Genomic DNA, 21814 nt, shown 5'->3' with positions numbered 1-21814 from the left:
TTCTGTCTACGGCTCTGGTCCGCAGTCTTTTTTATGTTTATAAGGAATGTAGATTTCATGGTCTGTCTCCATACAGTACACTGCCAGATTATAGCCGAATACACAGCCGCAGTCAATGGCAATGTGGTTGTTCCGTTTGATGACAGTCCCCTTATTTCCCGGCTGTGAGATGGTAGGCGTGTGCCCGGTAACAGTGAACCTGTCAGAAAAATACATCCTGTCGTAGTCGGCCTTTGAGAAGAGAAGCTGTGCCACGGAGAAATCCTCCACATCCATGCCCTCGCGGAACGGCTCCAGACCACCGTGTACAAGAAGGTAATTCCTTCCGCTGAGAGACACTTCCTCATACAGAGAAAAATCACCAAGATAGTCCAGGATTTCCAGTTTTTCGTCCATAGGGAGAGCGCGGAACTCCTGGATTGTCCGGTCTCCCCCGTTTTTCATCCAGTCAGCATACTTCAAAAGCATTTCCGCGTCCAGCAGTGTTTCAGCATTTTCAGCTGTGATCTCCACACACAGGTCCTTTAATACATCCAGGGCCATATATTCGTGATTTCCCACGATCGGGATGACATTAGGCCGGTACATCATGTCTTTGAGGACTTTGACAGAGGCGTAACCCCGGTCAATGCAGTCACCCAGAACGTACAGAAGGTCACAGTCCTGAAAATTTATTTTCTCCAGAGCTTCCCTGTATTCATCGTAGCATCCGTGAATATCACTGATCACATAGTGCATGGCGCTCCTCCTTTGCCGCTTTTTCTATTAGAACTTATCTCATTATAGCAGAAATGGAGAAATGGAAGAAGAAAAAGTAGAAAGTACATGGAAAAAATGTTACAATTCTTCAACACAACAAAGGAGTAAAACACTATGACGAAGTTTGAAGAATTCCGGCAGGTCATCGCGCGGCTTCGGGAGCCGGACGGATGTCCGTGGGACAGGGAACAGACACATGCAAGTCTTAAGAAGACATGTATAGAAGAAATCAGATTTCAAAGACAGATAATTTTCAGATAAGGAGCGATTATGACAGGTATGATCATAGTGGCGGGCCTGGTTGTTTTTACAGTCCTGGTTTCCGCCTGGAACCACCGTACAGGAAGAAAATGGAAGAGAGCAAGGCTTCTCTCCTCCTTCGGACAGAAGCCGGAGGAGGGGGAGCGCCCCTCTGAGCAGACCAGGATACTCTGGGAGAAGACAAAGGCAGAAAACGGGCTGGACGACATCACCTGGAGCGATCTGGACATGGACGACGTCTTTGCCAGGGTCAACACCTGCTGCTCCTGGATGGGGGAGCAGGTTCTCTACAAGAGAATGAGGGATATGGACACAGAGCCGGACAGGCTGGCGGCACTGGAGGAGGACATCACCTGGCTGGACCGGAACGAAAAGGAAAGGCAGGAGCTACAGCTTCGCCTGTTTGACCTGGGCAAAAGGGAAAACAGCTGCTATGTGCCTGAGCTCATCACAGAGCCGGAGATTTTTGAGCTGGAGCACCCCTGGGTCTACCAGGTGCTGCAGATCCTCCTCATTGCCAGCCTTCTGGGCGGCCTTGGGGCCGCCATTTTCTTCAGAAATATGGAGATGCTGTCGCCCTTCCTGTTCCTTTTTCTCGTCAACATGTGCGTGTACGCGCTGAAAAGGAGCAGCTATGAGATCAATCTGGAAATCATCAGCGCGGTTCAGGCTCTCACCTCACTTGCAGGAAATCTTGCAGAGAGTGACAGGATCTGCGGCGGACATTTCCGGGAAAAGTTCCAGGGGACAAAGGAGGCGGCCGCAAAGCTGAACAAGGTGCTCCGGGTTCTCCGCAAAAGGCAGCAGAGCCAGTACAGCACAGATCTGTCGGAGCTGGTCAGGGTGTATGTGAAGGGAGCCTTCCTGGTGGATTTTGTCCACTACAACAGGGCCATGAAGGAGATCAGCGCCCACAGGGAGGAGGTTCTTCGCATCCTTCTTATCACAGGAGAGCTGGACGTGGCGGTGTGCGCGGCCTCCTTCCGCAGGAGCCTCCCCCTCTTCTGCGTGCCGGAGTATTCCGGACACAGGGAGCTGGAGCTGCGTGATCTCTATAATCCCCTCATCGACGAGCCGGTGTACAATGACCTGTCCCTGAAGACCGGGTGCATCATCACCGGCTCCAACGCCTCGGGGAAATCCACCTTTATAAAGGCGGCGGCCATCAGAACGGTGCTGGCCGCGTCCGTCCACACCTGCGCCGCCTCCAGGGCCCGCCTGTATCCCTTTGACGTGTACACCTCCATCGCCATACGGGACAACCTGCTGGCGGGGGAGAGCTATTTCATCAAGGAGATAAGGTCCATGGAGCGGATCATCCGGAAGGTGGATGAGGGCCGGCCCGTGCTGGCTGTCATAGATGAGATCCTGCGGGGAACCAACACAAAGGAGCGGATCGCCGCCTCCACGGCCGTCCTTCAGTATCTCCGGGAGAAGGGCTGCCTTGTGATCGCCGCCACCCACGACCTGGAGATCGCGGAAAATCTGGTCAGCGGGCCGGCAGGGTATGAAGGCTTCTATTTCTGCGAGGAGGCCTACGAGCAGGGCCTCGCCTTTGACTACAGGATCCATCCCGGCATCTGCCGCCAGACCAACGCAGTGCGCCTGCTGGAGGTGTTCGGGTTCCCGGAGGAGATTACCCGGGAGGCGAGGAGGAGCCTGGAGGAGTAGGAACTGCTGTCAGCGCCCGTAAGGGCGTGTTGTCAGGGAGAGAAGGATCAGAAAGCGCAGGGACGGCGGGGAAAGGTAAAGAGTGCGGGCAGAGAAAAAAGAGAGTATGGCAGAGGTTTTTGACACCAGGTCCGGGTTGCGGGCCTGGTGTTTTTTGATGCCAAATATACATCTGAGAAGACGCAGAAAGGCTGCATTTTCTGTGGGGATGGACTATCCTTTTGGACGGTTGAGTCGTTATATATAATAGAGGGAAGGATAAAAGGCGAAAAGGGGGTGTGTGGACTTGGATCTTGTCCTGATCAGAAGGATGAAGCAGGGGGACGAGGAGGCCTTTGATCTGTTCGTGCGCAAATATTACAGGGATATCCTGGCTTATTGCATCTGCCGCTGCGGGAACAGAGAGGATGCCCAGGATCTGACCCAGGAGACCTTTACCCGCTTTTTCGCCCGGCTGTCTGCCTACTGTCACAGGGAGAAGGCAAAAAATTACCTGTACACCATAGCAAGGCATCTGTGCCTTGACTATCTGAAAAAAAGAAAGGAAATGCCGGCCCCGGAACGGGAGCTGACAGAAAAGCTGGAACAGACAGATCTGAACAGGGAGAGCTCTGCGGACAGGGAGCTCCTTCTGGACAGGATCGCCATAGAGTCCGCCCTGAAAAAGCTTCCGGAGGAGCAGAGGGAGGCGGTGATCCTCTACTATTTCAGCGGCCTGAAGCTCCGGGAGATCGCCGAGACTCTGGGAATTAAGACGCCGCTGGTCAAATACCGCCTGAGACAGGCGAAGAATGTGCTAAGACAGCTGCTGCAGCCAGGAGGTGAAGAGGAAGATGGAATTTGAAAACAAGCTGGAAAAGTACAGAAGTATGCTGCAAAAAGACGCAGAGGAGGAGAGACTGCAGGAGACGGTCAGGAGGTCAAAGGAGGCGTTCCTTCTGTCCGAGCAGGACAGGCTGCTGACCTTCCATGAATTTGTCTGGGGACAGCTGGCGCTGATACGCAAGAGGTGGTGGTTGTGTCAGCTCGCTCTGCTCATTTTGCTGTGGATAGCCCTTGTGCCTGTGGAGGATGACGCCTATGTGCAGAGAAGCATGGGGGTGGCGGCCACACTGTTTGTCATCCTTGTCATTCCGGAGATCTGGAAGAACAGGGCCTGCCAGAGCATGGAGGTCGAGCTGGCCTCCTACTATACACTGAGACAGATTTACGCGGCCAGGATGCTCCTCTTTGGACTGGCGGATACCCTGCTTCTCACCCTGTTTTTCGGCGTGGCTGTGTCCCGGCTGCATGTCCCTGTGACGGAATTGTTGGTGGAATTCCTCTTACCCATGACGGTCACTGCCTGCATCTGCCTGCGCACACTGTGCAGCAGCCGGGTAAATGAGGTGACAGCGGCGGCGCTGTGCATGCTGTGGAGCGCCCTGTGGCTGTTTCTTGTGCTCAATGACAGGGTGTACACGCTGCTCACGGTTCCTGTGTGGCTGTCTCTTCTGGCGGCGGCCGGGGCGTATTTTGGCCTTGTCCTGTACCGGATGCTGAAAACGAATATGTATGATTGGGAGGGAATAGCTGATGGAGCTGAGATTAAATGATCTGACAAAGACCTTTGGGGATTTCACGGCTGTGGACCATGTGGACCTTGCCATGACAAACGGAGTCTATGGACTGCTGGGAGTCAACGGCGCGGGGAAGACTACGCTGATGCGGATGCTTTGCACCCTTATCCGTCCTACAGAGGGAACTATCACCTACAGGGGAAGGGATATTTTTGACATGGACGGGGAATACAGGAAGCTGCTTGGCTACCTTCCCCAGGAGTTCGGGTTTTACCCTGAGTTTACAGTACAGGACTATCTGCTCTACATCGCCTCCATCAAGGGAATTCGCCCTGCTGTTGCCAGGAAGAGGACGAAAATGCTGATCCAGAAGGTGGGACTTGGAAAGGCGGCAAACAAAAAGATGAAGACTTTGTCCGGGGGCATGAAGCGCCGCGCCGGGATCGCTCAGGCAATGCTGAACAACCCGAAAATATTAGTCCTGGACGAGCCCACGGCCGGGCTGGATCCCAACGAGAGGATACGCTTCCGCAACCTGATCAGCGAGCTGTCCGGGGAGCGGCTCGTGCTTCTGTCCACCCACATTGTCTCTGACATAGAGTATATAGCGAACGAAATATGGCTCATGAAGGATGGCAGGATCATCCGGCAGGGCGCCGTGGATCAGCTCATCCGATCCATGCCGGAAAGGGTGTGGAGCTGCCGCGTGGAGAAAAGGAGAGTTCCGCCCCTGGTCGACAGGTACAGGATTTCAAACATGAAGACTGAGGGAGAGAAGGTGAAGCTCAGGGTCATCTCGTCTGAGAGGCCGCTGCAGGGGGCGGTTCCGGTAAAGCCGACGCTGGAGGATGTATTTTTATATTATTTCGGAGAAAAAGCGGGGAGTGAAGACTATGATAAGATTTGAGATTAAAAAAGTATTTTCCAGGACAAGGAGCAAAACAGCGGCCCTGCTCCTTGTCATCGTGCTTTTGGCCGTGTCCATGCTGACTATCAGCAGAGTGGAGTACGTGGACGAGAGCGGAAACCACAGGACCGGAATGGGGGCGGCTGGAAAGCTCAGAGAGGAGAAAAATGTCTGGGCCGGATATCTGACGGGGGATGTCTTTCGGAGTGTTTACCAGGAGAACAGCAGGATCAACGGGGAGTATTCGTCCGGCTCCGCGGAGGGCTCCACAGAGGCTGAAAACCGGATGTTTCAGGAGAAGCAGGGGATCTCGTCCATTGCCGATGTGATCAATCTGGCCAACAGCCCCTGGAGGGAGTATGATTACTACGCCATTGACAATATCACGGAGGACGAGGCCGCAAAGGTCTATGAAAAACGCATTTCCGGACTGGAGGAATGGTTTACCTCCGGGGATGAAGATTTCCCGGAGGCTCAGCAGGCCTTTCTTCTCGACCAGTACAAAAGTCTGGACACTCCCTTCTACTATGAATACTTTGACGGCTGGGGAGCGCTCCTGAAAAACATCTCCACATTTATGATGATCCTGGCGCTTTTTATCGGCTTTTTCGTGTCAGGCATCTTTTCGGACGAATTCCAGCTCAGAGCGGACGCTGTGTTTTTGTCGGCAAAGCTGGGAAGGAGCAGGGCGGTTCTGGCCAAAATTGCGGCAGGTCTATTGATGGCCACCGCACTGTTCGCTGCCTTTATCTTTGCGTACACCTTCATCGTGCTCTTCGTACTCGGCGCCGGCGGGGCGGGCAGTCCCATTCAGCTTGAGCTGTGGAGAGATTTTTACAATGCCACGTTCCTGGAGACCTACCTGCTCATCGTGCTGGGAGGCTATGTGGGAACTATGTTCGCCGTCTCCGCCGCCATGCTCGTGTCAGCCATCACCCGCTCCACTGTGATCGCCATCATGGCCCCATTTGTGGTGCTGTGCGTGCTTCCCTTCCTGAGTCGGATCATTACCCTGCCGACAATCTGCTCCTTCTTCCCAGACCGGCTCATGGATATCTACAATGCAGTCCAGGATTTCAGCCTGCTGGAGATCGGTGGAAAAGTGACGGGCCTCCCGCCGGTTTTGATCTTGGTCTACGCCATAGCTGTTTTCGCCATGCAGCCTGTGATTTATGGGGTGTGCAGGAGGGTGGAGGTTAGGTAGGGGATAAATGTTCCATAATGATCTTCGCTTTGTTTTGGGGAGTGGTTGGGGCAAGGGCTAGGTCGCAAGCGGCGCGCCGCCTTGGATAGAAAAATCAGTTGGCGGAACAAGGGGCAGGTTAAAGAGAGCAGTGATTACTTCAATAGTATTTTCACAATGAAACTACCCCACACAATTCCCATTTTCCTCAATTTTGCGGTACAATAATCTCAGCAAGACAAAGGAGTAAAAACACCATGACAAAGTTTGAAGAATTCCAGCAGGTTATTGCAAAGCTTCGGGGACCGGACGGATGTCCGTGGGACAGGGAGCAGACTCATGTAAGCCTGAAGAAGACGTGTATAGAAGAAGCGGCGGAGGTGATCGGTGCGATCAATATACTGGAGGAGACAGGGGATCCGGAAAATCTGAAAGAAGAGCTGGGCGATCTGCTTATGCAGGTGGTAATGCACGCGCAGATAGCGGAAGAGGAAGGCTACTTTACGATGAATGACGTGATACAGGGGATTACGGACAAAATGCTGCGGCGCCATCCCCATGTATTCGGAGAAGAGATAGTTTCCGATTCGGGCGAGGCGCTGACCAGATGGGATGAGATCAAAAAGCAGGAAAAGGCTGGCAAAGAATGGACAGAGGCCTATCTGCCGGACGCTTTTCAGGAATCAAAGGAGCTGATTGATGCGGCCGCAGAGAGAAAGCGGCTGCAGTAGTCTCAGTGTGGCGGGAACGGCAGGTCGGATTTTGGTAAATATCTGTTAGAATTAGAAAAATTTAAAAATGAGCAATAGTAAGAGGGTTGTGCAGGCGACAACAAAATGTAAATATGATAGAATAGAACATATATTAAACAATCTATGGCAGGGGTGACCATATGCTGATTTATGAAGGAACAAAAGACAATTTCTTAACAAGCGTAGAGCAGGATACAATTGCTGTGGAAATTGAAAACAATATTTATGAAAGAATGCATCGCCACACGGCAAAAAATGAATTTCGTGCATGGGAAAATTCCATGGAATATATGTATAAGGTTCTGAATGATCAAGATATTCCGTCGGATGCAGGGATTGCTATTGAATATAATATTCCCCAGACATCGAAACGTGTTGATTTTTTAATATCTGGTTATGGAAAAAAAGGAGATGCCAATGTTGTCTTGATTGAACTGAAACAGTGGGATGAACTGGAAGCGGTTCCGGGGCGGGATGGCCTGGTACAGACTTATACCGGAAATGCTGTGAGGCAAGTTGTTCATCCTTCATACCAGGCATGGTCATATGCTATGCTGATCAGCGATTACAATGCTTCTGTGCAAGAGGGCATGATTTCCATCTTCCCATGTGCCTATTTACACAATTGCAGACGGCATGAGCAGGATCCAATTGACGCCAAACAGTATGAAATATATCTGGAAAATGCCCCGGCATTTACACGCGGTGAAGTTACAAAACTGAGAGATTTCATTAAGAAGAGTATTCGGCTTGGTGATAAGAAAGAATTGATCTATAAGATTGATTCGGGACGTATTAAGCCATCAAAAAGTTTGCAGGACTCTATTGCCAAAATGCTGAAAGGCAATCGTGAATTTATTATGCTGGATGAACAGAAGGTTGTTTATGAGGAGATTTTGGATGAAGCAAGGCTTTCTGCCAAAGATGACAATAAGCGGGTCGTGATCGTAAAAGGTGGTCCTGGAACAGGAAAGAGCGTAGTAGCAGTGAATCTTCTTGCTGAATTGACGAAAGAGGATCAGTTCTGTCAATATGTATCTAAAAATTCCGCACCAAGAAATGTGTATCGAAAAAAGCTAAAGGGCAGTATAAGGAAAAGCAGCGTTGATAATATGTTCAAGGGCTCGGGAATTTATACAGAAGCAGAAAATAATATGGTTGACACAGTCCTTGTTGATGAAGCACATCGGTTGAATGAAAAATCAGGAATGTTCCATAACATGGGTGAAAACCAGATTAAGGAAATTATCCATGCAGCGAAATGCAGTGTGTTTTTTATCGATGAAAGTCAAAGAGTCACCCTGCAGGATATAGGAAGTGTAGATGAGATTAGAAAATGGGCTGAGGAGGAAAATGCTCAGATTACAGAAATGGAACTGGTGTCTCAATTCAGATGTAACGGATCAGACGGATATCTGGCATGGCTGGATCATATATTGGAAATTCGTGATACTGCCAATTTTGATATGGTTGATATTGATTTTGATATTAGAATACTTGATTCACCTGTGGAAATGCAGAAGATGATCATTGAAAGAAATCGGTCATCGCATAACAGGGCAAGGATTTTGGCGGGATACTGTTGGGATTGGAAGAAAGAAGGAGTGAACGATTCATCTGTATACGATATAAAAATCGGAGATTTTGAAATTAGCTGGAATTTGAAAAATACAACTACTTATGCTATAGATGAAGATTCCGTCCATGAGGCGGGATGTATACATACGTCTCAAGGGTTGGAATTTGATTATGTCGGAGTCATTATTGGAGATGATATGCGATATGAAAATGGAAGGATTGTTACAGACTTTACAAGACGAGCCAGAACAGATCAGTCGTTGAAGGGAATTAAAAAATTATATAAAGAAAATCCGTATCTGGCAGAGAAAGAAGCAGATGAAATCATAAAAAATACTTATCGGACACTGATGACACGGGGTATGAAAGGTTGTTATGTATATTGTACAGATCAACGTTTGTCTGCTTATCTGAAAAAATGTCTGGGCATGCAAAAAGCGAGGGTTAAAGATGACAAAGGAAACAATTGAGCAGGTATTAAAATTCAGAGATGAGCGTAACTGGAAGCAATTTCACAATCCGAAGGATCTGGCAATCTCCATTAGTCTGGAGGCGGCAGAGCTGTTAGAGGTTTTTCAGTGGAGCGCAGAAGATGTCAGGTGTGAGGAGAAAAAAGATAAGATCAGGGAAGAGCTTGCGGATGTGTTGAATTACTGCATTCTGATGGCGGATACCTGTGGGCTGGATATGGATGAGATTATCCAGGAAAAGATAAAGAAGAATGCGGAGAAGTATCCGGTAGAAAAAGCGTACGGACATAAAGAAAAGTATACGGAGCTGTGAGGATATGCAAGTAACAGTATTAGACGTTCGGTATATGGGTTGTTTTTCGAGCGGTAAAAGAGGTGTGTAAAGTAATCTGATGAAATATCCTATAGTAGAAAAAATCAATGACAGTATACAAGGATTAGAAGAGTTAGAGAGAAAACTGGATGTTAAAGATTTGCAGAAAGTCAAGGAAATTCTTTTAGAGTTTCCTACGGTTTATATTCATAGCTGGAAAGATACAGATGATTATGACGTTTATATAGGTGAGACCAATAATATTATTCAAAGAACAAGACAACATTTTGGATCAACTGGTATGAAGGAAAAATGGAACGATTCATTGAGTAAAAATAATGCCAATCTCTATATTATTGGTCATGAGCACTTTAATAAGTCATTAACATTAGATATTGAGAACCGATTAATGCTGTATCTCATGAGTTCGGAACATGTTCGCAAGATACATAATTTGCGTGGGAATCCACAAAGAAAATATTATCCTGATTTTGAAATGGATAGTATTTTTCAAAGGATTTGGAAAAAACTCAGAAGAGACAATAAAGAGCTGTTTCCCCAGGAGAGTGTTATAAAAGATTCTGCTGTTTTTAAAGCCTCACCACTTCATAGATTGACAGGAGAACAGGAGCAGATTAAAGATAAAATAATTGACAGGGTATTCAATGCATTGGATACTGAGATGGAAAATCAGCTGATATTTATTGAGGGGGAAGCGGGAACAGGTAAAACAGTTCTTAACAGCAGCACTTTTTATGACATCTATTCTTATGCGGAAGAAAAAGGAGACAAATCACTCCAATGTTGTTTGATTGTCAATCATGATGAGCAAATAAGAGTTTATAAGCAGATTGCGTTAAAGCTAGGTTTAGAAGACAAATATGGGGAGATTATTTGGAAACCAACGCGGTTTATCAATCATCACACTTCGGAGGCACCGATAGATGTTGCTTTTATTGACGAGGCCCATCTGTTATTGACTCAGGGTAAGCAGGCTTATAAGGGACGGAATCAGCTGCAGGACATTATGTGTCGAGCAAAGGTGACGGTTGTGATGTTTGATGAAAATCAAATATTAACTACGGAACAATACTGGGAATTTGAAAAATTAGAATATTTCCGGGCTTTATCAAAAAAACAAGGGAATTATTTTGTATTAACGAAGCAACTTCGTATCAAGGCGTCTGAAGAAATCATAGACTGGATTGATTGTTTGACTAAGAAGCAGGAAATCCATCCAATCCCTAAAGAAAAGGGGGGATACGAAATTAAAATATTTGATGATCCCTTTCAATTGGAAAAGGCGATAAAAGAAAAGGCCAAGAATGATGATCACAAATTATCCAGAATGATTGCAACATATGATTGGAGCTATAATCCTAAGCCCGTAGCGAAAAAAAGACTGTTAAAATACTGGGAAGTAATTATTGGAAAATGGCATAAACCATGGAATTACGAATTAGAAAAAGATTTGGATAAAAATACAAAAAGGAAGAATAAAAGTCTGGCTTGGGCCGAACAGCCTCAGACGATAGACGAGATTGGGTCAACTTTTACGATACAGGGATTTGATTTAAACTATGCAGGTGTCATTTTGGGACCGTCAGTCAAATATCGTAAAGGGAAAATAGTTTTTGATCCAGCAGAAAGCTGTAATAGAAAAGCAGTGCAAAATCGAACATTATCAGATGGCAGTAGACAAAAATTCGGAGAGATACTCCTTCGGCATGAAGTTCGTATATTGATGACACGAGGTGTCGAAGGAATTTATATTTATGCGTGCGACCCTGAATTACAGGAAGCACTCGTTCGAGCAGATGCTTAATATAAGATAGGTCATATGATTCTGTTTGGAAGTGTTGTATAGAAATTAAATGGGCTTTTTGAATAATATGTAATTGTCTTTAGAGAGATGTCCCCTCCTTTCTGGTTTTGTCCAGCAAGGAGGGGACATCTCTCTATCGGGCTTCAGTCCAGATGGGAGTATCATAAAGCATTGCAGGAGTAAATGCCACCCCATTTTTGCAGGGCTTACTGTAGGTACAAATTCAGGGGGACATTTTTATGTTATCCGTGACCTGCATTTACTTTCTCATTTAACCGTACAATAATGAAAGAGAAAAAGCTACCCCCAGATCAGGGAAAATGTAAGACTAACGTCTACCCATAATTACATAAAATACTTTACTCGACTAAAAAGGTAGAAATAAGTTTTTCATTTAACCGGGTCAAAAATTTTTTAAAAAAATTAGCACTCACCTCTTGACAGTGCTAACAATAAGTGTTATATTACATCTAGAACAAAGGAAAGGAAATAAAAAGATCCCCTTCCAGTAGTTCAAAACCAACACTCCGGTCGCACGGAGTGCCAATATAAATGAATGATCAAAGGAGAGATGACTTATGATGATGCCTAGTATTTTTGGAGAAGATTTATTTAATGACTGGTTTGATTTTTCCTTCCCGGATGTTGACAGAAAGTATTACGGAAGACGCTCAGCAGATCAGGTGATGCGGACAGATGTGAAAGAGAAGGACGACGCTTACGAAGTAGAGATTGACCTGCCGGGATTTAAGAAAGACGAGATCAAGGCAGAGCTGAAGGAAGGCTACCTGACCATCAGCGCGGCCAAGAATGTGAACAAGGATGAGAAGAAGGATGGCAAGTACATCAGGCAGGAGCGCTTCACAGGAAATGTGAGCAGAAGCTTCTATGTGGGCAAGAACCTGACGCAGGAAGATATCCACGCGAAGTTTGAAAATGGTATCCTCACCCTGGATATCCCGAAGAAGGATCAGAAGCAGGTGGAGGAGAACCGCTACGTGACCATCGAAGGATAATGAGATTTCTCCCCGGGCAGCCTGTCCCGGGGAGGTTTTATATGATATTTGGAGTATAGAAAATATTCCGGCTGAAGGGCCGTTCATATAGATTTCAGATATGACAGGTATATTCTATTAAATATATGAATTAGAAATTTATATAGATTTTGACAGTTTACAGATGTGGACGATCGGGAGGTGATAGAGATGGAAGCAAAGAGAGACTACTATGAAGTGCTTGGTGTTGACAGAAACGCAGATCAAAATGCGATAAAGAAAGCGTACCGGAAGCTTGCAAAGAAATATCACCCGGATACAAATGCGGGAAATCCACAGGCTGAACAGAAGTTTAAAGAGGTAACAGAGGCCTACACGGTGCTCAGCGACCCGGAAAAGAAGAAGATGTATGACCAGTTCGGGCATGCGGCCTTTGACGGGACCGGTGGCGGAGCAGGCGCAGGCGGCTACACCGGAGGAGCCTACAGCACCGGCAACGGCGGCTACAGAGAATTCCATTTCGAAAACGGAAATATGGACGATATATTTGATGACCTGTTCGGAGATATTTTCCACGGGAAAAACAAAGGAGGATTTTCCGGCAGCTTCCACACAGGAGACGGAGGCGGCTTCCACCAGTCCTACTACGGAGGAACCGGCGGCTTTGGACGTGGCGGCTTCGGAGGCGGCTCCTTCCGCCAGAAGGGCTCAGACCTGCGGGCGCAGACCGAGGTGTCCTTTGACGAGGCGGCCTTTGGCTGTGACAAGATCATTACCTTCCAGGATCCGTCCGGGTCGGGGAATCCCCAGACTTTGCAGGTCCATATTCCGGCCGGCATTGACAGCGGCAAGAGCATTCGCCTGAAGGGCAAGGGCATGCCGGGAACCGGCGGCGGTGAACCGGGAGACCTTCTCCTGAAGGTACAGGTGGGGACAAAGCCAGGCTTTGAGCGGAAGGGAATGGATGTGTACACTACCGTGCAGATCCCCTTCACGACGGCGGTATTCGGCGGCGAGGCCCTTGTAAACACGCTCTACGGAAATGTCATGTGCAAGATCCATGAGGGCACCCAGTCCGGCACAAAGATCCGGCTGCGGGGCAAGGGAATTGTCTCCATGAAGGATCCGGCTGTGCACGGCGACCACTATGTGACGGTCCAGATCCAGGTTCCAAGGAACTTAAGCCAGGAGGCCAGGCAAAAGCTGAGAGAATATGAGCGGGCAGCAGGCGGCTCTGGAAGCCGGGGAAGCGGCGGCCACAGCACAGGCACCCATGGAAGAAAAAGTGCGGCATAAGCCATTTTGAAATAGATAGAAGGCGTCTGAGTTTTCAGGCGCCTTTTTTATGTCCAGGCGTGCCTGCACATGTTGATTTTGGATTGCAAAAGCCTCACTTTACCTGTAAAATCATAAAAAGACAAAAGAGCGATAAGAGAGGAAGACTATGGTAACCGTTACAAAAGAGCATTTTTCCCCGGGGCAGATCCTGGCTTCCGGCCAGTGCTTCCGCATGGAGGAAGTGAAAGAAGGGATCTGGGAGCTTGTGGCCGGGGACAGGTACCTGAAGATAGAAGAGACAGAGGAGGAGCACGTTTTCCGGTTTCACTGCGGGGAAGAGGAGCTGCGGGATTTCTGGGCCCCCTACTTTGACCTGGAGGGGGATTACGGGGCGTATAAGAAGCGGATAGACCCGGCGGACGCCTACCTTGTCCGGGCGGCGGACTTTGGACGGGGGATCCGCATCCTTAAGCAGGATCTGTGGGAGATGATCGTCACCTTTATCATTTCCCAGCAGAACAATATCCGGCGGATCAGAAGGATCGTGCAGCTCTTATCAGAAACATATGGTAAGAAATGTGTTTCCGGTGAGGGGAAGGTCTACGATTCGTTCCCCGGCCCGGGGGAGCTGGCCCGGGCCACGGAGGCAGACCTGCGGGCCTGTAACCTGGGCTACCGGAGCCGGTATATCCGAAAGACCGTGGAAATGGTCCTTGGGGGTGAGGTGGATCTGAAGGCCCTGGAGGGGATGGACTATCCCGCTGCCAGGGCGGAGCTTATGAGGCTTAGCGGCGTGGGCGGCAAGGTGGCGGACTGTATCTGCCTCTTTGCCCTCCACCACCTGGAGGCCTTCCCGGTGGACACCCACATCAAAAAGGTGCTGGATGAGCAGTACCCGGAGGGTTTCCCCTTTGAGCGATATGCAGGCTTCCAGGGGGTGCTGCAGCAGTATATTTTTTACTATGACCTGCATGGGCGTCCCTGAGGCAGTATTGAGACGGCGCTGAGATGGCACCGGGTTGCGCTGAGACGGCGCCGGGATGGCGCTTCAGGCCGGGACTGTCAGGAGAGCTCGAACATGCCGTGGTAGAGCTGGTAGTACATGCCCTTCTGGTCCAGCAGCTCCTGGTGGTCGCCCCGCTCGATGATGCGGCCGTGATCCAGCACCATGATGGCGTTGGCGTTGCGGACCGTGCTGAGGCGGTGGGCGATGACAAACACTGTGCGGCCCTCCATGAGCCGGTCCATCCCCTTCTCGATGAGGCTCTCTGTCCTCGTGTCGATGCTGCTGGTGGCCTCGTCCAGAATCAGCACCGGCGGGTCGGCCACAGCGGCCCTGGCGATGGCAAGGAGCTGGCGCTGCCCCTGTGAGAGGCGCTGCCCGTCTCCGGTGATCATGGTATCGTAGCCGTCGGGGAGCCTGCGGATGAAGGAGTCGGCGCCGGCCAGACGGGCGGCATTTTCCACCTCCTGATCTGTGGCGTCCAGCTTCCCGAAGCGGATATTGTCGGCAATGGTGCCGGTAAAGAGATGAGTGTCCTGGAGCACCACGGCCATGGAGCTTCGCAGGGCCTCTTTTTTTATGTCTCTTATATCGATGCCGTCGTAGGTGATGGCGCCTCCGCTGATGTCGTAAAAGCGGCTGATCAGGTTGATGATGGTGGTCTTCCCGGCGCCGGTGGAGCCCACGAAGGCAATCTTCTGGCCCGGCTTGGCGTAGAGGCTGACCTTGTCCAGTATCTTTTTGTCCTCCCTGTACCCGAAGGACACATCGTGAAAGCGGACGTCCCCGCGAAGGGGCGTGAGGGCGTGGGTGCGGGTATCCTCCCAGGCCCATTTCCCTGTCCGCTGCGCGCTTTTTTCCAGGTTTCCCTGACTGTCCGCCGTGACGTTTGCAAGGACTACGTGGCCTGCGTCCTCCTCCGGCGTCTCGTCCATCATGTCGAAGATCCGCTCCGCGCCGGCCAGGGCGGCCAGCATGAAGTTAGACTGCTGGGTGAACTGGTTTACCGGCAGGGTGGACTGGCGCACAAAGATGAGATAGCTTGCCAGGGTGCCAATGTCGATGCGGCCCCAGATGGCCATCAGGCCGCCCAGGACAGCCACCACCGCGTAGTTGATGTAGGAAATGCTGACCACCATGGGGATCATGGTGCTGGAGTAGGCGGTGGCCTTTGTCCCCGCCTCCCGCAGGAGAGCGTTTTTCTCGTGGAAGGCCCTCAGACTGTCCGCCTCGTGGTTGAAGACCTTGACCACCTTCTGGCCCCGGATCATCTCCTCGATGTAGCCGTTCAGCTCGCCCAGGTACTGCTGCTGGTGATTGAAATAGTAGGTGCTCTTTTTCCCGCTGTAGCGGATGTAGAGGAACATGGAGGCGTACCCGAGGACAACCAGGAAACTGAGCTGCCAGTTCAGGATGAAGAGGATGGTCAGCGTCCCCACAACCTGGATAAAGCTCTGGATGATCATAGCAAAGCTGTTGTTGAGGGCGTCGGAGATGGTGTCCACGTCGTTGGTGAAGCGGCTCATGGTGTCCCCGTCCGGGTGGGAGTCAAAGTACCCGAGAGGCAGCTTTTCCATGGTGTGGAAGAGGTCCCGGCGGATGTCATAGATGATCTTCTGGGCGGCTTTTACCATGGTCTGGCTGTAGCCGAAGGCTGCGGCCGCCCCGGTCAGGTAGATGGCGGCGGTGACCGCCACGCCGAAGATGAGCCCCTTCAGGTCCCCCGGCACGATATACTGGTTGATGATGGGCTTTACCATGTAGGTGCCAAGCAGGTTGGCTCCCGCGCTGACGGTGACAAGAAGGGCCACCGCCGCCAGCAGGAATTTATGCATGCCCATGTAGGAGAGGAGCTTCCCAAATGTGCGCCGCAGGTTTTTGGGGCGCTTTCTGTTCGCTGTTGCCATGGCCTATCTGCCTCCTTTCTGTGACTCGTAGATTTCCCGGTAAATGGGGCTCTCTGCAAGGAGAGACTGGTGGGTCCCCACCGCGTGTATCCGTCCGTCGTCCAGTATCACGATCTTGTCCGCGTGCATGACGGACAGGATGCGCTGGGCGATGACCAGCTTTGTCATGGAGGGGATGGCCTCCAGAGCCTCCCGTATCCGGCTCTCTGTGGCCGTGTCCACGGCGCTGGTGGAGTCGTCAAAGATGAGGATCTTCGGCCGTTTTAAGAGAGCCCGGGCAATGCACAGGCGCTGCCTCTGCCCTCCCGACAGGTTGACCCCTCCCTGGTCCAGCCGGGTGTCCAGCCCCTCCGGGAGGGTGCGGATGAACTCGTCGGCGCAGGCGGCGCGGCAGGCCGCCTGCAGCTCAGCTTCCGTGGCTCTGGGGTTGCCCCACAGGAGATTTTCCCGGATGGTGCCGGAGAAGAGGACGTTTTTCTGGAGCACAATGCCTACCCCGTCCCGGAGAGCCTCCAGGCTGTAGGAGCGCACGTCCCGTCCTCCCACGCGGACAGAACCCGAGGTGGCGTCGTAGAGCCTGGGGATGAGCTGCACAAGGGTGCTCTTGGAGGAGCCTGTGCCGCCGATGATGCCCACCGTCTCCCCGGCCTCTATGTGGAGGTCGATGTCGGAGAGGGTGTACTCCTTTGCCTCTTTTTTATACTTGAAGGACACGTGGTCAAAGTCGATCTGTCCGTCCGGGATCACCTGGCAGGGATTTTCCGGGTCGGACAGGGTGCTTGTCTCGTCGAAGACCTGGTTGATGCGCCGGGCGCTGGCCAGGGACCGGGTCAGCATGAGGAACACGTTGGATATCATCATGAGGGAGTTGACGATCTGGAGCACATAGCTTAAGAAGCCGGTCAGCTCTCCCACCTGCATGCTGCCGGCCTGGATAAAGCCGCCGCCGAACCAGAGGATGAGCACGATGGAGGTGTACATGGTGAGCTGGAAGGCGGGCAGGTTCAGCACCGCGAAGTGGAAGGTGGTGCGGCTTGTGTCCGCCAGATCCCGGTTGGCCTTTTCAAAGACCTCCTCCTCGTACTCCTCCCGCACAAAGGCCTTGACAGCCCGGATGGCGGTGAGGTTTTCCTGGATGGCCGCGTTGACCCTGTCCATGCAGACCTGCAGCTTCCCGTACAGGGGCGCCACCTTGCGCACGATGAAAAACAGGATGCAGGCCAGGACAGGGGTGCAGATTACAAACACGAGGGCCAGGGCGGCGTTCATCCAGAAAGCCAGGAAGAGCCCCATGATGAGCATCACCGGTCCCCGGACCATGGGCCGTATGCCCCCTGTGATGGCGTTCTGCATGACGGTGATGTCCGTGGTCATGCGGGTGATCAGGGAGGAGGTGCTGAAGTGGTCCAGGTTGGCAAAGGAGTAGGACTGGATCCTGGAAAACTCAGCCTCCCGCACGCCGGAGCCAAAGCCCAGGGCGGCCCTGGCGGCGTATCTGGCGTAGAGGAGCCCTGTGATGAGGGAGAAGAGGGCGCAAAAGCCCATCTGCACGCCCTTCATGCAGATGTAGTGAATGTCCCTTGTCTGGACGCCCACGTCGATGATGTCCGCCATGATCAGCGGTATGGTCAGCTCAAAGCCTGTCTCAGCAATGATGAACAGGATGCTGAGGATAAATTCCTTCTTAAATGGCCCAAGGTGTGTGAAAACGCGTTTCAGGTCCTGCAAGATAATCCCCCGTTTCGTGTAAAATTTCTGTTTCTGTAAAAATCAGACTGCTCTCATTATAGCACAGTCCCGGGAGAAAGACAGAGGCGGATATGCTTGATTTTTCCTGAAACAGATGTGAAAATAGAGTTTAAAAGGGATTTCAGCTCTGGAAAGGAGAACCTGTATGCCGAAAAGCAAAACAAAAGCATCTGCCGAAAAAGCATCTGTCAGCCTGCCGCCCGGCTGTCTGGAGAGCCGGGAGAAAATGAGGAAGTATCTGGAGAGCCTGGGGGAGCCCTCCTATCTGCGGTTCGCCAGCTCCCTGATCCCGGAGCTGCCTGTGGAGCGGTTCCTGGGGATCCGTCTTCCCCTGCTGCGAAAAATCGCCCGACGCATTGCCGCGGACCGGTGGGAGGAGTGGCTTTCCCGGGCCGGGCAGGACAGCTTCGAGGAGGTGATGCTCCAGGGGATGGTCATCGGCTACGGGCTGGATAACATGGAACGGCGGGCAGGCGGAGCGCGCAGGCTGCGAGGCCAGGAGGAGCATGGCCGGGAGGAGCGCGGACAGGAGGAACTCCTGGGGGAGGCCCGGCGGCTGATCTGCTGGTTCCTGCCAAGGATTGACAACTGGTCTGTCTGCGACAGCTTCTGCAGCACCCTGAAGATCGCCGGCAGGCACCGGGCGCAGCTCTGGCCCTTTGTCACGGGCTGCCTCCGGAGCGGGGAGGAGTACACGGCCCGCTTCGGGGCGGTCATGCTGCTGGACTACTATGTGGACAGGGAGTACCTTGGGGAGGCCCTGGCAGAGCTGGAGCAGGTGGACCAGGACTCCTACTATGTGAAGATGGCCGTGGCCTGGGCCCTTTCCATGTTTTACCTGGAGTTCCCCAAGGAGACGGAGGCTTTTCTTGAGGCCTGCCGTCTGGATGACTTCACTTATAATAAGACGCTGCAGAAAATCTGCGAGTCCAGGAGGGCAGACCGGGAGATGAAGGAGAGGGTTCGGGCTATGCGAAGAGGAAAGTTGATAAAAAATGATTGACAAGCCTCGTTCTTCTCCTTATAATGAACAGAAGCGATAAGGGAGTAGTTGGCGCCTGGGGCGCAGTACTGTCAACATACTGATGCTGTCCTGGCATCTGGCATTACTTGAAATAATGAGACTTATCCGCGCAGAGAGTATCTGCCGCGGATGGGTCTTTTTTTACGCGCTGCCCGCGCTGCATCCGCCCGGCCGCTGACAGGGGAGAGGGGCTTTCGGCCCCGGGAGGGACACAAAAGAAGACAAAAGGAGAAGAAAAATGGGACTGATCGAACTTTTTCTGATGGCGGTGGGGCTGTCCATGGACGCCTTTGCCGTGTCAGTCTGTAAGGGCCTCGCCATGAAGAAATGCACCTGGGCCAAGGCGGGGATCGTGGGACTTTATTTTGGGGTATTCCAGGCGGGGATGCCGGTCATCGGGTATCTCCTGGGGAGCCAGTTCAAGGAGATCATCACCTCCATAGACCACTGGATCGCCTTCATCCTGTTGGGACTTATCGGCGCCGGCATGATAAAGGAGGCCTTTGGAGGGGAGGACTGCGAGGCGGACGACTCCCTGGATGTGCGGACCATGCTGCCCCTGGCGGTGGCTACCAGTATCGACGCCCTGGCGGTGGGTATCACCTTCGCCTTTCTGAAGGTGGAGATCGTGCCTGCGGTATCCTTCATCGGCGTGACCACCTTTGTCATCTCCGCGGCGGGCGTAAGGATCGGCAACGTGTTTGGCTCCCGCTGGCAGAAGGGAGCCCAGATCGCAGGGGGCGTGATCCTCGTCTGTCTCGGGGTGAAAATCCTCGTTGAGCATTTGGGGCTCATATGATAAACTGATGTGGAAAGGAATGTTCCGCCGGGAAGAGGCGGGACAGAGGTGAGACGGTATGAAATGGAATAAATTTCGTTTGAAGACAACAACCGCGGCGGAGGAGATCGTCAGCAGTTCCCTCATGGAGCTGGGTATCCAGGGGGTGGAGATCGAGGATAAAATTCCTCTCACCCAGGCGGACAAGGAGCAGATGTTTGTGGATATCCTTCCCCAGACTGAGGAGGACGACGGCGTGGCCTACATTACCTTCTATATGGAGGAGGAAGACGACAAGGAGGAGATGCTGGGGAAGGTGCGCGCAGAGCTTGAGGACATCTCTGCCTTTGTGGATATCGGGGAGGCCTCCATCGAGGAGTCCCAGACAGAGGACGTGGACTGGGTGAACAACTGGAAGCAGTATTTCCACCAGTTTACCGTGGACAACGTGCTCATCATCCCCTCCTGGGAGGATGTAAAGCCGGAGGATGAGGACAAGCTGATCATCCACATTGATCCGGGGACGGCCTTTGGCACAGGTATGCACGAGACAACCCAGCTGTGTATCCGCCAGCTGAAGAAATACGTGGAGCCGGGCATGAGGATCCTGGATGTTGGCTGCGGCAGCGGCATCCTTGGTATGCTGGCCCTGAAGTTCGGCGCGGGCTACTCCGTGGGCACGGACCTGGATCCCTGCGCCATTGACGCCACCCACGAAAATATGGCTGTCAACGGCATTGAGAAGGATCAGTACGAGGTCATGATCGGAAACATCATTGACGACAGAGAGGTTCAGGACAGGGCTGGCTATGAAAAGTACGACATTGTGGCCGCCAACATCCTGGCGGATGTGCTGGTACCCCTGACGCCGGTGATCCAGGCCCAGCTGAAAAGCGGCGGTATTTACATCACAAGCGGGATCATAGAGGACAAGGAGGAGACCGTGGTGGAGGCAGTGAAGGAAGCCGGCATGGAGCTTCTGGAGGTACATCACCAGGGAGAGTGGGTCTCCGTCACAGCGAGGAAACGATAGATGCAGCATTTTTTTGTGACGCCGGATCAGGTGGAAAAGCCATACATTTATATAGAAGGTTCTGATGTGAACCACATGAAAAATGTGCTCCGCATGAAAAAGGGCGAGAGGCTGGAGGTCAGCGACGGCAACAACCGCAAATATATCTGCCAGGTCACAGGCTACGAGGAGGGCCGGGCCCGGCTTGAGATAGAGGAGGAGAGGGAGCTGGACACAGAGCTTCCCTCCTCCATCTGGCTCTTCCAGGGACTTCCCAAGAGCGACAAGATGGAGCTGGTGGTGCAGAAGGCAGTGGAGCTGGGAGCCCGGGGCGTGGTCCCTGTGGCGGCGAAGCGCTCCGTGGTGAAGCTGGACGGACCCAAGGCGGAGAAAAAGGTAAAGCGGTGGAACGAGATCGCCAAAAGCGCGGCCAAGCAGGCGGGCCGGGGCATCATCCCGGAGGTGAAGAGCGTGTGCAGCTTTGACGAGGCCCTGCAGGCGGCGGGCAGTCTGGATGTGATCCTCTTTCCCTACGAGCTGGCAGAGGGCATGGACTACACGCGAAAGGTCATTGAGGAGATACGGCCGGGCCAGTCTGTGGGCATCTTTATCGGGCCCGAGGGCGGATTTGAGAGAGAGGAAGAGGAGAAGGCGCTGGCCGCCGGCGCCAGGGTCATCACCCTGGGCAGGCGGATTTTGCGCACCGAGACAGCGCCCCTCATGGTGCTGGCCATCCTGGGCTATCACCTGGAGCCCTGAGGCGCATAAATTAATAGTAAAAAGTACAGGA

19 protein-coding genes and 1 pseudogene are annotated in these 21814 nt (G+C 52.0%); 17 read left to right on the top strand and 3 right to left on the bottom strand.

Annotation, left to right across the window (positions count from 1 at the left end; all coding sequences use genetic code 11):
* Positions 1-6: 6 nt before the first annotated feature.
* Entirely contained in the window at positions 7-738 is a 732-nt protein-coding gene (locus tag FGQ86_RS11400; RefSeq protein WP_138304115.1) for a metallophosphoesterase, read from the bottom strand.
* 162 nt (positions 739-900) lie between these two features.
* On the opposite strand from FGQ86_RS11400, the pseudogene FGQ86_RS16705 reads away from it, so the two are divergent.
* The 13 genes and pseudogenes from FGQ86_RS16705 to FGQ86_RS11340 all read left to right on the top strand — a co-directional run.
* Positions 901-987, top strand: a pseudogene (locus tag FGQ86_RS16705) (nucleoside triphosphate pyrophosphohydrolase); the annotation flags it as partial.
* A 42-nt stretch (positions 988-1029) separates the two neighbouring features.
* Complete coding sequence (locus FGQ86_RS11395; protein WP_138304113.1) at positions 1030-2691, top strand: hypothetical protein; 1662 nt, start codon at positions 1030-1032, stop codon at positions 2689-2691.
* Positions 2692-2971: 280 nt separating this feature from the next.
* Positions 2972-3535, top strand: coding sequence for an RNA polymerase sigma factor (locus FGQ86_RS11390; protein WP_138304111.1), 564 nt, complete (start codon positions 2972-2974; stop codon positions 3533-3535).
* Positions 3525-4286 carry a hypothetical protein gene (locus tag FGQ86_RS11385; RefSeq protein ID WP_138304109.1) on the top strand — a complete coding sequence of 254 codons (762 nt, stop codon included), beginning with the start codon at positions 3525-3527 and terminating at the stop codon, positions 4284-4286. The genes FGQ86_RS11390 and FGQ86_RS11385 overlap by 11 nt, the downstream gene beginning before the upstream one ends.
* Positions 4267-5157 carry an ABC transporter ATP-binding protein gene (locus FGQ86_RS11380; protein WP_138304107.1) on the top strand — a complete coding sequence of 297 codons (891 nt, stop codon included), beginning with the start codon at positions 4267-4269 and terminating at the stop codon, positions 5155-5157. The genes FGQ86_RS11385 and FGQ86_RS11380 overlap by 20 nt, the downstream gene beginning before the upstream one ends.
* Positions 5144-6361 carry an ABC transporter permease gene (locus FGQ86_RS11375; RefSeq protein ID WP_138304105.1) on the top strand — a complete coding sequence of 406 codons (1218 nt, stop codon included), beginning with the start codon at positions 5144-5146 and terminating at the stop codon, positions 6359-6361. Before FGQ86_RS11380 ends, FGQ86_RS11375 begins: the two co-directional genes overlap by 14 nt.
* 236 nt (positions 6362-6597) lie before the next feature.
* A complete protein-coding gene (locus FGQ86_RS11370) occupies positions 6598-7071 on the top strand; it encodes a MazG family protein (RefSeq protein ID WP_033125886.1) in 474 nt (157 codons plus the stop codon).
* Positions 7072-7232: 161 nt separating this feature from the next.
* Positions 7233-9140, top strand: a complete 1908-nt coding sequence (locus FGQ86_RS11365; RefSeq protein WP_138304103.1) for a DUF2075 domain-containing protein — start codon at positions 7233-7235, stop codon at positions 9138-9140.
* Entirely contained in the window at positions 9121-9453 is a 333-nt protein-coding gene (locus FGQ86_RS11360; protein WP_033125884.1) for a nucleotide pyrophosphohydrolase, read from the top strand. The genes FGQ86_RS11365 and FGQ86_RS11360 overlap by 20 nt, the downstream gene beginning before the upstream one ends.
* A gap of 79 nt (positions 9454-9532) precedes the next feature.
* Positions 9533-11278, top strand: coding sequence for a DUF2075 domain-containing protein (locus tag FGQ86_RS11355; protein ID WP_138304101.1), 1746 nt, complete (start codon positions 9533-9535; stop codon positions 11276-11278).
* A gap of 578 nt (positions 11279-11856) precedes the next feature.
* Positions 11857-12294 carry an Hsp20/alpha crystallin family protein gene (locus FGQ86_RS11350; protein ID WP_033125882.1) on the top strand — a complete coding sequence of 146 codons (438 nt, stop codon included), beginning with the start codon at positions 11857-11859 and terminating at the stop codon, positions 12292-12294.
* 189 nt (positions 12295-12483) lie between these two features.
* Positions 12484-13569 (top strand): DnaJ C-terminal domain-containing protein, encoded by a 1086-nt coding sequence (locus FGQ86_RS11345; protein WP_033125881.1) that lies wholly within the window; start codon positions 12484-12486, stop codon positions 13567-13569.
* A gap of 148 nt (positions 13570-13717) precedes the next feature.
* On the top strand, positions 13718-14536 hold the full coding sequence (locus FGQ86_RS11340; RefSeq protein ID WP_033125880.1) for a DNA glycosylase: 819 nt from the start codon (positions 13718-13720) through the stop codon (positions 14534-14536).
* A 77-nt stretch (positions 14537-14613) separates the two neighbouring features.
* Here the strand turns inward: FGQ86_RS11340 and FGQ86_RS11335 are convergent, their stop codons facing one another.
* Entirely contained in the window at positions 14614-16461 is a 1848-nt protein-coding gene (locus tag FGQ86_RS11335; RefSeq protein WP_033125879.1) for an ABC transporter ATP-binding protein, read from the bottom strand.
* Between the two features lie 3 nt (positions 16462-16464).
* Positions 16465-18189 carry an ABC transporter ATP-binding protein gene (locus FGQ86_RS11330; protein ID WP_033125878.1) on the bottom strand — a complete coding sequence of 575 codons (1725 nt, stop codon included), beginning with the start codon at positions 18187-18189 and terminating at the stop codon, positions 16465-16467.
* A 166-nt stretch (positions 18190-18355) separates the two neighbouring features.
* Between FGQ86_RS11330 and FGQ86_RS11325 the strand changes: the two genes are divergently transcribed.
* The 4 genes from FGQ86_RS11325 (at position 18356) to FGQ86_RS11310 (ending at position 21783) form a co-directional block, all read left to right on the top strand.
* Positions 18356-19213 (top strand): DNA alkylation repair protein, encoded by an 858-nt coding sequence (locus FGQ86_RS11325; RefSeq protein ID WP_052084026.1) that lies wholly within the window; start codon positions 18356-18358, stop codon positions 19211-19213.
* 259 nt (positions 19214-19472) lie between these two features.
* Complete coding sequence (locus FGQ86_RS11320; protein ID WP_033125877.1) at positions 19473-20033, top strand: manganese efflux pump MntP family protein; 561 nt, start codon at positions 19473-19475, stop codon at positions 20031-20033.
* Positions 20034-20091: 58 nt separating this feature from the next.
* Entirely contained in the window at positions 20092-21045 is a 954-nt protein-coding gene (gene prmA, locus FGQ86_RS11315) for a 50S ribosomal protein L11 methyltransferase (RefSeq protein ID WP_033125876.1), read from the top strand.
* Positions 21046-21783 (top strand): 16S rRNA (uracil(1498)-N(3))-methyltransferase, encoded by a 738-nt coding sequence (locus FGQ86_RS11310; protein WP_138304099.1) that lies wholly within the window; start codon positions 21046-21048, stop codon positions 21781-21783.
* Positions 21784-21814: the final 31 nt, after the last annotated feature.

It is taken from the genome of Clostridium sp. BSD2780061688st1 H5, assembly GCF_005845155.1.
In the GTDB taxonomy this organism is placed as follows: Bacteria; Bacillota; Clostridia; order Lachnospirales; family Lachnospiraceae; genus Claveliimonas; species Claveliimonas intestinigallinarum.
This window is presented reverse-complemented; position numbering and strand designations above follow the sequence as displayed.

Excerpts from the sequence above, each read along its gene's own strand:
- FGQ86_RS11400 (WP_138304115.1), bottom strand. The coding sequence starts at position 738 with ATGCACTATGTGATCAGTGATATTCACGGATGCTACGATGAATACAGG.
- FGQ86_RS11395 (WP_138304113.1), top strand. The coding sequence starts at position 1,030 with ATGACAGGTATGATCATAGTGGCGGGCCTGGTTGTTTTTACAGTCCTG.
- FGQ86_RS11385 (WP_138304109.1), top strand. The coding sequence starts at position 3,525 with ATGGAATTTGAAAACAAGCTGGAAAAGTACAGAAGTATGCTGCAAAAA.
- FGQ86_RS11380 (WP_138304107.1), top strand. The coding sequence starts at position 4,267 with ATGGAGCTGAGATTAAATGATCTGACAAAGACCTTTGGGGATTTCACG.
- FGQ86_RS11375 (WP_138304105.1), top strand. The coding sequence starts at position 5,144 with ATGATAAGATTTGAGATTAAAAAAGTATTTTCCAGGACAAGGAGCAAA.
- FGQ86_RS11370 (WP_033125886.1), top strand. The coding sequence starts at position 6,598 with ATGACAAAGTTTGAAGAATTCCAGCAGGTTATTGCAAAGCTTCGGGGA.
- FGQ86_RS11365 (WP_138304103.1), top strand. The coding sequence starts at position 7,233 with ATGCTGATTTATGAAGGAACAAAAGACAATTTCTTAACAAGCGTAGAG.
- FGQ86_RS11360 (WP_033125884.1), top strand. The coding sequence starts at position 9,121 with ATGACAAAGGAAACAATTGAGCAGGTATTAAAATTCAGAGATGAGCGT.
- FGQ86_RS11355 (WP_138304101.1), top strand. The coding sequence starts at position 9,533 with ATGAAATATCCTATAGTAGAAAAAATCAATGACAGTATACAAGGATTA.
- FGQ86_RS11350 (WP_033125882.1), top strand. The coding sequence starts at position 11,857 with ATGATGATGCCTAGTATTTTTGGAGAAGATTTATTTAATGACTGGTTT.
- FGQ86_RS11345 (WP_033125881.1), top strand. The coding sequence starts at position 12,484 with ATGGAAGCAAAGAGAGACTACTATGAAGTGCTTGGTGTTGACAGAAAC.
- FGQ86_RS11340 (WP_033125880.1), top strand. The coding sequence starts at position 13,718 with ATGGTAACCGTTACAAAAGAGCATTTTTCCCCGGGGCAGATCCTGGCT.
- FGQ86_RS11335 (WP_033125879.1), bottom strand. The coding sequence starts at position 16,461 with ATGGCAACAGCGAACAGAAAGCGCCCCAAAAACCTGCGGCGCACATTT.
- FGQ86_RS11325 (WP_052084026.1), top strand. The coding sequence starts at position 18,356 with ATGCCGAAAAGCAAAACAAAAGCATCTGCCGAAAAAGCATCTGTCAGC.
- FGQ86_RS11320 (WP_033125877.1), top strand. The coding sequence starts at position 19,473 with ATGGGACTGATCGAACTTTTTCTGATGGCGGTGGGGCTGTCCATGGAC.
- prmA (WP_033125876.1), top strand. The coding sequence starts at position 20,092 with ATGAAATGGAATAAATTTCGTTTGAAGACAACAACCGCGGCGGAGGAG.
- FGQ86_RS11310 (WP_138304099.1), top strand. The coding sequence starts at position 21,046 with ATGCAGCATTTTTTTGTGACGCCGGATCAGGTGGAAAAGCCATACATT.